Below are 11,863 nucleotides of genomic sequence, written 5' to 3'. Positions count from 1 at the left end.
CCTACCATCGCCGACAAGCCCGTTGCTGTCGCCGCGCCAAACGTGCTCAGCAAATAGTCGGTGTACAAATCGAGTTCTTTGTTCTTCATGGCGACAGGTTAGCGTATGCACTGCGTAACATCAGTTACTAAGCGTGCCTCGCAGTGTAGCGCGGCATGTGGGCCGGCTGGAATGGGGCAAATGAGGAAGCGGAGCATATCCATTTGGATATTTAGCATGGCCAACGCGGTTTCAATAGACCCGTTATGGCAAGCGGAAGTTCAAACGACACCACCTGCACATCAAGGCATGTAAAGACCTTGCCTGTTCAAAACCTCCCAAAGCAAGGCAAAAGAACGAAGTAGAGAATGCGAAGTTACACCGCATACCGATGCAAGCATTCAGCACCTAGGTCTCTGATAACTTAATTTAATACCGTTTGAGCTTGCAATCGACTTTCACATAGCCCAACTCCAGGCTGAGTTCATAGCTTTCTTTGTGCACCACCATGCCGATAACATCGGTTGAAAAATTGAACATCTGCTTCAAATAGGCTTGCAGGTCTTGCTTGCTGGCGTGGACCAGGCCATTTTCACGGTCCTGCAGAAATTTATCGATGCGGGTGAGGACAGCCGCGATTTCCTTGCGGGCGTCGTCGGATGGCGAAATGTCGAAGTCAAGGATCATGGCAGTAGGAAGGTTGAGTTGGCGAGTTAACGTTTTTTGCCAGATAGTGAGTCTAGGCTGCACGTCAAGATTGGCTGGTGCAGCTCAGTTCTATCGACAGAGGTTTGGTTGTGTGATTGGGATATTTCTTCAATATAGCGATAGCGAGTGCTCAGGCTCAAGCTGTTGCGAAGGCCCCCTATGCCCAAGTCTTTGCAGTCCTTACCACCCAGTGCTGGTTACCTGCCGGCGGCCAAAGCAGCCTTTGTTCATACGGCCAGCCAAGTGGAAGCCATGCATCGTGCGATTGCTGAGGTTTCCTTTAGCCCCCTGTTACGTGTCCCTCTGTTAAAGGTGCCGGTGCGCATGGTGCGCCAGGTACATAACGCCGTACTGGGTAAAGCGTATGGTGCGGTTCGATTAGGCGGCGTAGGGTTGCTCTCGCTGGCTGGGCTGGCTTGGCGACCGAATCCCCAGCCCCATCCAGTCAGCCGTTTGCAAAGCATACTCAACGGCGCCTTTGGCGACACGTTGGAAGCAGGCTCCAACCCATTGGCTTTCGAAATGAACCTATACGCACCCGGCGCAACGCTACCGCTGAACCGCACAGAGCTGGCCGAAAAAGTAGCCCGCAGTAACGGTCGGCTTTGCGTATTGATTCATGGCTTAGCCCTGGACGAACGTTGCTGGCAGGGCGATGCAAACATTGGTGCGCAACTGGAGACGGATTTTGGCTATGCACCGGTTTACCTGCGTTACAACAGCGGGCTATCGGTCCATACCAATGCAGCCGCCTTGGCGATGTACCTGCACGAATGCTATGCCGACTTGCCAGCCTTACGTGACTTGTTGCTGCTGGGCCATAGCATGGGTGGTTTACTGGCTCGCAGCGCAAGCTACTTGGCGGCTGATGCCGGTATGGCGTGGTTGAAATCTCTACGCATGGTGATCTGCCTTGGTACGCCTCACCGCGGTGCACCGCTGGAGAGAATAGGCCGACTATTAACGGTGGCGATGCAACTAAGCCAAGTCAGCAGCCCCCTGGCCATACTAGCCGAACAACGTAGCCAGGGTGTGCAAGATTTGCGCAATGGCTTATTGGACCCGGATAGCGGTCAAACCCAACCATTACTGCCAGGAGTGCCTTATCGGTTTGTGGCGGCCAGCTTGCTACCCAGCCTGCAACACCCAACGGCGCAAATGCTGGGAGATGGCATGGTACCTTTGGCCAGCGCCAGCGACCCTGGTTTGGAGGGGGATATTGAGGTCGTGCAACTGGCGGGAATAGGCCATATGGGCTTACTCAAGCATCCCAAGGTTTATGCTGTATTGCATGCTTGGCTAGATGAGCCAGCAACGCCATAAGTCTGCCAGCTTCGGCTTAAGTGTGAGTATCGCTGCGGCCCTTATAGTGATTGACCCATCGAGGTACCGCACTGCCGGCATTCGGAAGAAAGGCGGTTACAATGCGGGCTTATTTCATTTCCCAATCTCTCTTCTGTGCCAAGCAGCCGCGAACTCTCTTTCCGCATCCTCCGCCACACATTGGTTTACAAGTGGCCCTTGGTCGCTTCCATAGTGTCATTGGCTGTGGTTGCCGCAACAGAAGCCAGCTTTAGCTGGCTGATTCAACCGCTGATTGACTTTAACTTCGGTAGCAAGACGGAAGGATTACCGTCGATTGGCAAGCTTCTGCCAATCGATATGACCCAACACTGGCCCCTGTGGGGAGTGCCGGTAGCGCTGCTGGCTGTCGCGTTTTTGCGCTTTATAGCTAACTATGTGAATGCCTACGCTTCTTCCTGGCTGGCTGCTCGGGTTCAGCACGATTTACGTAGTTTGATGTTTGCAAGACTGATGCGCTTGCCGGTTGCAACTTACGATCAGGAATCCGCTGGTGTACTTCTTTCCCGGGTAGTCAATGACGTTGGCGCCATCACCCAGGCTAATACCCAAGTGCTGACGGTGCTCTTTAAAGACAGCCTGACCGTCCTTTTTCTCCTGATCTCCTTGTTCCTAATAGACTGGCAGCTCACCCTGTTCTGCTTTGCCGTTATCCCAGGCATTGCCATCTGCGTGTCGCTTATGGGCAAACGTATGCGCCGACTCAGTTTGTTTGGCCAAAGTGCTATAGCTGAGCTGGTACGCATCCTCGACGAATCGCTAGGGGGCCAACGCATTGTCAAAGTATTCGGCGCCCAGCGTTATGAAGAAGAGCGTTTCGACCGTGCCGCCAAACATGTCCGGCACACGGTTGTGAAGCTGGAAACCACCTCCGCGCTGAATTCGGGTGTCGTGATGTTGATTGTGGCTATCGTACTGGCCGCCATCATTTACTTTGCTTCACTGCGCAGTCAGGCCGATGCGCTGACTGCGGGTGCTTTCATTGCATTCATCATGCTGATGATGCAGCTACAGCAACCAATCAAGAACCTGACCAAGGTAAACGAACAAATACAACGTGGCCTTGCCGCTGCCGAAACAGTATTCGGGCTGATTGACCGACCGGTCGAGCCTGACAACGGCAAGCACACAGTGGTCCGTGCCCGTGGTGAGATCCGTTTCGAACAAGTGCGCTTTCGCTATGGCCAGTCGGAACGCTGGGCGCTCGATGGCATAGACCTGACCATCGCCCCAGGTGAAGTAATCGCTCTGGTCGGTAGCTCGGGCGGTGGCAAAACTACGTTGGCGACACTGCTACCTCGCTTTTACGACCCCTTAGAGGGCAGGTTACAACTTGATGGCGTAGACCTACGTGACTACCAGTTACCGAGCCTACGCCAACAGATCGCCCTGGTAAGCCAGGATGTAATGCTGTTTAACGATAGCCTGGCAGCCAATATTGCCTATGGTTCGGGCGAAAGCATCGACATGGCCCGCGTGGAAGCTGCCGCCAAAGCCGCCTACGCCGCTGACTTTATCGAAGCAATGCCCAACAGTTACCAGACACAGATTGGTGAAAACGGTGTTCGTCTATCAGGTGGTCAACGTCAACGTTTAGCGATTGCCCGTGCGCTCTACAAGGACGCGCCTATCCTGATCTTGGACGAAGCAACCAGCGCGCTGGACAGCGAATCCGAACGGCAAGTGCAGGCAGCACTTGATGTTCTGATGAAGGGCAGAACCACCGTCATCATCGCCCATCGCCTTTCCACTATTGAAAATGCCGACCGAATTGTGGCAATGCAGAATGGAAAAATTGCGGAAATCGGCAATCACCGGGAACTACTTGCGCGTGGCGGGGTATATGCAAAGCTGTACTTTAACCAGCCCGAGCAGAGCCAAGCGTAAATCCGGGTACGCCTTAGTGCGTACTCTAAGTTCACCTTCGCCCTACTGCGGTGACAAGAGCGCAACATCGTCTCTCGTTTCTTTTTGCAGCCCACCGAAACCTTTCCGATCTTGGCACCTTCACGATTTTGCTATCCGGCCAGAATCATGAACAAAATTAATACCTAGGAATTCAGCATTGATGGATCAACCGCGAGTTGCATTTCTATTGCTTACCTACAACCAAGCCAGTTTGGTACGCGAATCCGCCCTAGCAGCCTTGGCGCAAGACTCGGAACCTTTGGATATTGTGTTTTCGGATGATGCATCGACCGACGATACCTTTGCTGTATTGCAAGCAGTCGCATCGGATTACAAGGGTCCACACCGACTTACGCTTAGACGAAATGAGCAGAATCTAGGCATTGGTGCGCATTGGAATGTCCTGATTGCCGCCAGTCAATGTGATTTGTTGATTGCCTCTGCAGGTGACGATATCTCCCTGCCAAAACGGGCCCGTCTCCTGATTGAAGCATGGGACAAAAGCGGCCAAAAAGCCGATCTGATCACCAGCCATTGCATTAGCATGCATTACGACGGGCAACTAGATGAACACATCCATACCGATAGGCTGGATGGCATGGTACCAACCGCATGGTTCAAACATCGCCCTCATATCGTTGGTGCAACGCACGCTTTTACCCGCCGCTTACATCAACATTTCGGCCCGTTTATTAAAGGCATGGTAAATGAAGACCAAGTTACCGTATTCCGCGCCCTTTGCCTCGGTGGTGCAATTACGTTGGCTGATGCATTGGTGCACTATCGCGAAGGGGGCATTTCCAGTAGGCCATTAGCCATGACAAAGGAGGCGCGTCGCCACTGGAAGCGTAAAAAACTCCGCTTGGAAATTGTCGAAGCCCAGCAAGTACTGCAAGATGCTCGCTTAACTAGCCATGAAGCACTGGCCCAGGATTTTTATCGCATACCCTTGCGTAAGAAGGCTTTCTTACTCGACCTAAATAGTCACGACAAACTCTTTTCTCTATTAAAAATAGCAACGCAACACACCGGCTTACCTTGGTATTGGCGATATCCAAAAGCAATCGCTGCAGCATTTAATCATTGCTAAAAGTTTATCTAGTTTCTTCCTGGCAAAATGGCTTGTAAATTGAACGAATCGCGTTATGATGGATTTGTCAAATTCTAGTCAAATACATCAGTAAGTACAGATTGTCTAACTTAATACAAATTAGTGACCCTATCTCCTTATGTTTAAAAAAATACTCGATATCCATTCTTTGAAAAATCGACTGCTATGTAAAATAATGCAGCGCGCATTGACTTGCAATAATGCCGAAAAGCGATTCTTTATAATTTTCTTTATATTTTCCAATCGAAGTTTATACATAACAACTCCCATTGTTTGGCTAGATGAGCTGACCTCCGTAATTAAAATACCATTGCTGGCAGTTACGGATGGTATGGCGTATAGCCCACAGTACCAAAACCACCAGCAACAAGCAACGCATGTGAAACTACCAGCTGTATATGCTTATGTATTTCAGCGAGCCTGTATAAACGCCAATACCTCTTCTGTGCTCACAAATACTAATCAACTTGTTGTAGAACGATCATTAGGCCCTCAGCCAGATAACTACATCTACGAATCTGGAAACTTGGTTAGCCACGATCAACATGCTGCAAGAGTTCGCATAGGGCGAATAGCATACCTTGAAGCCGGTATTTTTCTCTCAGGCAATGGATCATCAAACTATTATCATTGGCTTTTAGAGATACTTCCAAAAATTTCTTTTTTAAATGCACTACCAAAAGAGTACGGAAATTATCCTCTTTTAGTTAGTGAAGAAGCACTAAAGTTACCCAGCTTCAAGCAAAGCCTCACGTTATTCGCTGGAAAACACCCCATTATTTTACTGAATAAGCGAAACAATTATATTGTTGATAGGTTGGTATATATAAATTCTGCCAGTATGATCCCTTTCAATTTAGCAGCGGGCGCCATATTTTCGGCCAAGGACTTTCACATATCCCCCAATACATTAGAATTCATAAGAAGTACATGCTTGGCATACTTAGAAAGGGAAAATGGCTCCCTTTCAGCGTCAACCAGGGAAAGGATCTTCTTATGCCGAAAAGGCAGTCGTCGTAAATATAACCAGCATGAGGTTTATGCCGTGCTATCTCAATATGGGTTTAAGCAAGTATTTACTGAGGACCTTAGCTTTGAAGAGCAAATAAACCTCATGCAGAGTGCAGAATTCATTGCTGGCCCAACTGGTGCAGCATGGACTAATTTATTGTTCTGTAGAACAGGCAGCAAAGCACTTTGTTGGATGGCCGAAGAGTATGCGGATTTCTCCGCATTTTCTACACTGGCAAAGCTAGTAGGTGTAGATATGCGATACATTACTTTTCCCACTGGTGCGAAGTCAACACATGAACTCTCTTTTAAGGATTATATTTTAGATTTAAATAGCCTTAAGGTCGAATTAGAAAATCTTGGTCTAAATAATCCTCAGAATTAAAACCGTGTCGCTAGTGAGTTTGGATTTCCTATGTTTTGAGACGAAGCGATTAACAAAGCAGCCTGTATGATTACATTAGCACAGTTGCTGAGACAATTTACCGCCGAATAACTGAATATGAATTTATCTAGCGCATCCAAATGAACGTCAAACTCTTACCCCTTCAGAAACATGGTGACGACCGTGGTTCCCTGATTGCACTAGAAGAAGGCCAAAACGTGCCTTTCACCGTAAGGCGGGTTTACTACCTTTTTGAGACCAAAGAAGGTGTTCGCCGCGGTTTTCATGCGCATAAGAACCTCAAACAATTGGTCGTAGCTGTTCGCGGCAGTTGCCGGTTTCTGCTTGATGATGGCCATGAGCAAATTGAACTAGTGCTGGATAATCCCGCACAAGGGCTCCTGGTCGAAGCCATGGTTTGGCGTGAGATGTATGACTTTTCTGAAGACTGTGTACTGATGGTGTTGGCTGATTCGCTTTACGACGAGAGCGACTACATTCGGGATAAGGCACAATTTCTGGCGTTGACCCAACCAGAGAGCCGGTCGTGATCCATCCACTCAGCGATGTTCAAACACAAGCCATTGGAGAAGGCACACGTATTTGGCAATACGTCGTGATCCTCGCGGGTGCAACAATCGGTAGTGACACCAATATCTGCTCGCATTGTTTAATAGAGAATGATGTCACGGTGGGAAACCGCGTCACCGTTAAATCTGGCGTACAGCTTTGGGATGGCATAACGCTGGAAGATGATGTCTTTGTTGGGCCAAATGCCACCTTTAGCAATGATCCCTTTCCCCGCTCTCGCCAATATCCAGAAAGCTTTCCGCGTACCTTGGTGCAGCGCGGCGCCTCAATCGGTGCAAATGCAACCATCCTGCCGGGCATTATCATTGGCGAAGGTGCCATGGTCGGTGCCGGTAGTGTGGTAACACGTGATGTACCACCCTATACAGTCGTTGTTGGTAACCCTGCTCGCGTCATCCGTACTTTAAATCCATAGTTTCTCAAATCTCCATGCCCATTCCATTCCTCGATCTTAAATCCATCAATCAACGCCAGTCCGATGCATTAAAAGCTGCCTTTGCCCGGGTGCTCGATTCGGGCTGGTACATCATGGGGGCGGAATTAAAGCAATTTGAAGAAGATTTCGCTGCTTACTGCGGCAGCCAACAAGCTATCGGCGTCAGTAATGGCTTGGATGCACTCCATCTGATCTTGCGGGCCTATGGCATTGGCGCAGGCGATGAAGTGATTGTCCCGTCTAACACCTATATCGCCACTTGGTTGGCCGTGACCTATGCGGGTGCGACACCTGTGCCTGTAGAGCCGGTTGAGGCTACCTACAATATTGACCCCTCCTTGATTGAAGCGGCCATTACACCGCGCACCAAAGCAATCATGGCGGTACATCTGTACGGGCAACCAGCAGACATGGACCCTATCAAGTCCATCGCAGCCAAGCATGGTTTGAAAGTGATCGAGGACGCAGCGCAGGCGCATGGGGCTTATTACAAAGGCCAGCGGGTTGGCAAACTGGGTGATGCCGCAGGCTTTAGCTTCTATCCCGGCAAGAACCTGGGCGCGTTGGGCGATGCGGGTGCAGTAACCACCCATGATGCAGTACTGGCTGAACAGGTCCGTGTATTGCTCAATTACGGCTCGCGCACCAAGTATGTGAACGAGGTGAAGGGTTTCAATTGCCGTCTGGATGAACTGCAAGCTGCTCTGCTGGGGGTCAAGCTGCCCTTCATGGATGCTGACAACGCCAGACGCCGTGATATTGCCAGCCAGTACATGGCCGGGTTGGCTGGCCTGCCAATTGTGTTGCCCGTCGTTCCTGCTGATATGGAGCCCGTATGGCACTTGTTTGTGATTCGCCATCCGAACCGCGATCGCCTGCAGGCTAAGTTGACCGAGCTTGGCATTGGTACCGTCATTCATTACCCTACACCGCCGCACCTGCAACCCGCTTATGCCGAGTTGAACATTGCCGCCGGCAGCCTCCCCATTGCCGAACGTATCCATGCGGAAGTGTTGAGTCTGCCTATCGGCCCGACGATCAGTGATGCTGATGTGCAAACGGTTATTGCTGCGGTAAAACAAGCATTGAAATAGCCACTGCTGTAACGTAGCGACATGACTCACGACCCTCATTCCATCGGCATTGTCAGTGCTCAATGTGCTGTTTTCGACGAGCCCTTCCCTCTGCAAGGGGGGGCTGTATTGCCAGGCTTTCAGTTGATGTACGAGACCTATGGCTCGCTCAATGCCAATAGGTCGAATGCCATCCTGATTTGCCATGCGCTATCGGGTAATCACCACGTGGCGGGCCGCTATGCCGAGGACGACAAATACCCCGGCTGGTGGGACACCATGGTGGGGCCAGGTAAACCGATTGATACCAACCGCTTCTTTGTGGTGGGGCTGAATAATCTGGGTGGCTGTCATGGCTCCACCGGGCCGATCAGCATTAACCCAGTCACCAGCAAACCTTGGGGGGCGGCGTTTCCGGTCGTCGTGGTCAATGACTGGGTGCAATCACAGGCAAAGCTTGCCGACCGCCTGGGCATTGAGAAGTGGGCTGCCGTGATTGGCGGCAGTCTTGGCGGTATGCAGGCTTTGCGTTGGACGGTTACCTTTCCGCATCGTATCCGGCATTGCCTCACCATCGCCTCCGCACCCAAGCTGACGGCGCAGAATATCGCCTTCAACGATGTCGCCCGCAATGCCATCCTCACCGACCCGGAATTCCATGGTGGCGACTATTACCAGCATGGGGCAATACCTAGGCGCGGATTGCGGCTGGCGCGGATGTTGGGACATATCACCTACTTATCGGATGAAGGCATGGGCGGCAAGTTTGGTCGCCAACTGAAGGGAGAGGGCGGATATCAATTCAACTATGAGACCGAATTCGAAATTGAGAGTTATCTGCGCTACCAAGGGGATCGCTTTGCGGATGTTTTCGATGCCAATACGTATCTGCTGATGACCAAGGCGCTCGATTACTTCGACCCGGCACGTCACTTTGGTGGGAGCCTGCCCGCAGCGCTGGCCACTACTGATGCCAAGTTTCTTGTTGTCAGCTTCACCTCAGACTGGCGCTTTTCACCCGAACGTTCGCGCGAAACCGTCAAAGCCCTGCTTGATGCCAAGAAATCCGTCAGTTACGCAGAGATTGAATCAGTACACGGCCATGATGCTTTCCTGATGACGGACGAGCCATATATGCAATTGATGCATGCCTATCTGAATCGTGTCGCTGATGAGGTCCAGGCATGAGCATCCCCAACGAACTGCGGCCTGACTTGGCGCGCATCGCCAGCTGGATTGCACCGGGTACACGGGTGCTCGATCTAGGTTGTGGGGATGGCGAATTGCTGGCTCACCTGCATGAACATAAACAGGTCAGCGGTTATGGTGTCGAAATTGACATGGCAGGTGTCATTGGCTGCGTAGCGCGCGGCGTCAATGTGATCCAACGTGACCTTGAGTCCGGGTTGGCGGGCTTTGAAGCCAATAGCTTTGACTATGTCGTGCTGTCGCTCACCATCCAGTCGATGAGGCACGTGAAAGCCATCATCGACGAAATGCTGCGCGTCGGTCGCACCGGCATTGTCACCTTTCCCAACTTCGGTTATTGGGAAAACCGTTACCAACTGGCCCTGGGCCGCATGCCGGTATCAGAAACCATTCCCTACCAGTGGTACAACACCCCCAATATCCATCTCTGCACCCTGAACGATTTCGATGCGCTGCTGTCCTCCCATGGAGCCCGCATCACCAGCCAGATGGTGATGCACCAAGGACAGCGGATCACCTTCCTGCCCAATCTGCTGGGCAGCTTGGCATTGGTCCGTTTCGAACATCAATAGCATGCTGTTTGTTTCTTGGAATCAACGGTCTTGCGCCTGACAGACTTAAACAAATACCTCATTTCATGACTGACTTTGCCTATCGGCTACCTGCCATTATTGATACGCTGGCCGAACATGGCTGGGTAGTGGTCGATGATTTTCTTTCATCAGCAGAAGTAGCGGCCCTTCGTAGCGAAGGCGAACGACGCCACACTGCAGGTGAATTTCATCGCGCCGGCGTAGGCCGCGCCAACGAACAGCATGTGCGCGACGATATCCGTACCGATGACGTACGCTGGCTCGACCCGCTTGATCGCCTGCCAGCCGAACTCCCCTACTGGACATGCATTGCAGCATTACAAGCAGCGTTGAATCGTGAGCTGTATCTGGGCTTACGCGATGGTGAATTCCACTATGCCCACTACCCTGCTGGCGGCTTTTATCAACGCCATCGCGACCGCTTTCGCGACAACACGGCTCGGGTGATTTCCTGCGTGTTCTATTTGAATGAGAACTGGCAGGACAGCGAGGGGGGGCATTTGCGCCTATGGCTGGATGCAGAAGGCCAAGGGGAATACCGCGATGTCGCCCCCCAAGCAGGGCGCTTGGTGTTGTTCACTTCAGAACGCTTTTGGCATGCCGTCCAGCCCGCATCACGTCCCCGATGGTCGATAACAGGCTGGCTACGTCGCGCCGAAATTTGAACGAAAAGGACGCCGAAGCGTCCATTTTCCTGGCTTGTGTTCAAAGCCTGCCTATGCGCGGGGCAAAGCAGTCTGGCCTCACCACGCGCTACCTGGCTTGAACAATTTCTTGAAAACAATCGGCGCTAGTGTCCCTTGGGTTGCATCAACTTATCGGTAAAAGCCATGACGACAGCCGATACGAGGAAGGTGCAATGAATCAGCACCTGCCACATAACGCTGCTGTGGTAGTCGCCAGGATGAGGGGTATTTGGATCACTCAGGCCAATAAAGGTTTTGAGTAAGTGGATCGAGGAAATACTAATCAGCGCAAGTGCCAACTTGGTTTTGAGTACCCCTGCATTCACATGTGACAGCCATTCAGGCCGGTCTTCATGCTTCTCCAGGGAATCGATCTTGGAAACGAAGGTCTCATAACCACCAATCACCACCATGATCAGCAGGTTGGCAATCATCACCACATCAATCAAGCCCAGCACAATCAGCATGATCTCGGTTTCGCCCATGTTGTTGGCGGCACCAACCAAATGCACCAATTCACGCATGAATTTGAACACGTAGACGGCCTGCGCCACGATCAAACCGAGGTACAACGGTGCTTGCAGCCAACGGCTCGCGAAAATAAAGGACTCCATGCGGGAGACGAAGGGTTTCATGGTGCTCCTTGGACAATGCATTACGTAGGAAACACGCAAGTATCCACATACAGCCCCGTAGCGCAAGTTAGGCAGTACGGTGATAACCCATATCAAATGTCGGAAGTAATAGACGCCGGCATATCCACGTAGTCCTGCTACACGCGCACTGCAATCCGGGTATAACCAAGCAGCAA

General features: G+C 51.4%; 11 protein-coding genes and 2 pseudogenes. 11 read left to right on the top strand and 2 right to left on the bottom strand.

Going from position 1 to position 11,863, the window contains the following annotated elements; genetic code table 11:
• Positions 1-408 precede the first annotated feature (408 nt).
• Positions 409-666, bottom strand: coding sequence for a hypothetical protein (locus tag CSQ89_RS11150; RefSeq protein WP_099406239.1), 258 nt, complete (start codon positions 664-666; stop codon positions 409-411).
• Between the two features lie 180 nt (positions 667-846).
• Here CSQ89_RS11150 and CSQ89_RS11145 point away from each other — a divergent pair, with 180 nt between their 5' ends.
• From CSQ89_RS11145 to CSQ89_RS11100, 11 genes and pseudogenes are all read left to right on the top strand, one after another.
• Positions 847-2,010, top strand: coding sequence for a lipase family alpha/beta hydrolase (locus CSQ89_RS11145; protein WP_099406238.1), 1,164 nt, complete (start codon positions 847-849; stop codon positions 2,008-2,010).
• 135 nt (positions 2,011-2,145) lie between these two features.
• Positions 2,146-3,936: a lipid A export permease/ATP-binding protein MsbA gene (msbA, locus tag CSQ89_RS11140; protein WP_099406237.1), complete on the top strand. Its 1,791-nt coding sequence runs from the start codon at positions 2,146-2,148 to the stop codon at positions 3,934-3,936.
• Between the two features lie 181 nt (positions 3,937-4,117).
• Positions 4,118-5,047, top strand: a complete 930-nt coding sequence (locus CSQ89_RS11135; protein ID WP_099406236.1) for a glycosyltransferase family 2 protein — start codon at positions 4,118-4,120, stop codon at positions 5,045-5,047.
• A 169-nt stretch (positions 5,048-5,216) separates the two neighbouring features.
• On the top strand, positions 5,217-6,464 hold the full coding sequence (locus CSQ89_RS11130) for a glycosyltransferase family 61 protein (RefSeq protein WP_158228969.1): 1,248 nt from the start codon (positions 5,217-5,219) through the stop codon (positions 6,462-6,464).
• Between the two features lie 140 nt (positions 6,465-6,604).
• Complete coding sequence (locus CSQ89_RS11125) at positions 6,605-7,015, top strand: sugar 3,4-ketoisomerase (protein ID WP_099406234.1); 411 nt, start codon at positions 6,605-6,607, stop codon at positions 7,013-7,015.
• Positions 7,012-7,131, top strand: a pseudogene (locus CSQ89_RS23825) (WxcM-like domain-containing protein); the annotation flags it as partial. The gene CSQ89_RS11125 and the pseudogene CSQ89_RS23825, both read left to right, overlap by 4 nt.
• A gap of 171 nt (positions 7,132-7,302) precedes the next feature.
• A pseudogene (locus CSQ89_RS23820) lies at positions 7,303-7,452 on the top strand (DapH/DapD/GlmU-related protein); the annotation flags it as partial.
• 32 nt (positions 7,453-7,484) lie between these two features.
• Entirely contained in the window at positions 7,485-8,585 is a 1,101-nt protein-coding gene (locus CSQ89_RS11115; RefSeq protein ID WP_099406232.1) for a DegT/DnrJ/EryC1/StrS family aminotransferase, read from the top strand.
• A 21-nt stretch (positions 8,586-8,606) separates the two neighbouring features.
• Entirely contained in the window at positions 8,607-9,752 is a 1,146-nt protein-coding gene (gene metX / locus CSQ89_RS11110) for a homoserine O-succinyltransferase MetX (protein ID WP_099406231.1), read from the top strand.
• Positions 9,749-10,345 (top strand): methionine biosynthesis protein MetW, encoded by a 597-nt coding sequence (metW, locus tag CSQ89_RS11105; protein ID WP_099406230.1) that lies wholly within the window; start codon positions 9,749-9,751, stop codon positions 10,343-10,345. Before metX ends, metW begins: the two co-directional genes overlap by 4 nt.
• A gap of 65 nt (positions 10,346-10,410) precedes the next feature.
• On the top strand, positions 10,411-11,031 hold the full coding sequence (locus CSQ89_RS11100) for a 2OG-Fe(II) oxygenase (RefSeq protein ID WP_099406229.1): 621 nt from the start codon (positions 10,411-10,413) through the stop codon (positions 11,029-11,031).
• A gap of 125 nt (positions 11,032-11,156) precedes the next feature.
• On the opposite strand, the gene CSQ89_RS11095 is transcribed toward CSQ89_RS11100, so the two are convergent.
• Complete coding sequence (locus CSQ89_RS11095; RefSeq protein ID WP_099406228.1) at positions 11,157-11,687, bottom strand: TIGR00645 family protein; 531 nt, start codon at positions 11,685-11,687, stop codon at positions 11,157-11,159.
• Positions 11,688-11,863: the final 176 nt, after the last annotated feature.

The organism is Chitinimonas sp. BJB300 (genome assembly GCF_002735695.1).
GTDB lineage: Bacteria > Pseudomonadota > Gammaproteobacteria > Burkholderiales > Chitinimonadaceae > Chitinimonas.
This window is presented reverse-complemented; position numbering and strand designations above follow the sequence as displayed.

Coding starts and splice junctions, on each gene's coding strand:
- CSQ89_RS11150 (WP_099406239.1), bottom strand. CDS start 666: ATGATCCTTGACTTCGACATTTCGCCATCCGACGACGCCCGCAAGGAA.
- CSQ89_RS11145 (WP_099406238.1), top strand. CDS start 847: ATGCCCAAGTCTTTGCAGTCCTTACCACCCAGTGCTGGTTACCTGCCG.
- CSQ89_RS11135 (WP_099406236.1), top strand. CDS start 4,118: ATGGATCAACCGCGAGTTGCATTTCTATTGCTTACCTACAACCAAGCC.
- CSQ89_RS11125 (WP_099406234.1), top strand. CDS start 6,605: ATGAACGTCAAACTCTTACCCCTTCAGAAACATGGTGACGACCGTGGT.
- CSQ89_RS11115 (WP_099406232.1), top strand. CDS start 7,485: ATGCCCATTCCATTCCTCGATCTTAAATCCATCAATCAACGCCAGTCC.
- metX (WP_099406231.1), top strand. CDS start 8,607: ATGACTCACGACCCTCATTCCATCGGCATTGTCAGTGCTCAATGTGCT.
- metW (WP_099406230.1), top strand. CDS start 9,749: ATGAGCATCCCCAACGAACTGCGGCCTGACTTGGCGCGCATCGCCAGC.
- CSQ89_RS11100 (WP_099406229.1), top strand. CDS start 10,411: ATGACTGACTTTGCCTATCGGCTACCTGCCATTATTGATACGCTGGCC.
- CSQ89_RS11095 (WP_099406228.1), bottom strand. CDS start 11,687: ATGAAACCCTTCGTCTCCCGCATGGAGTCCTTTATTTTCGCGAGCCGT.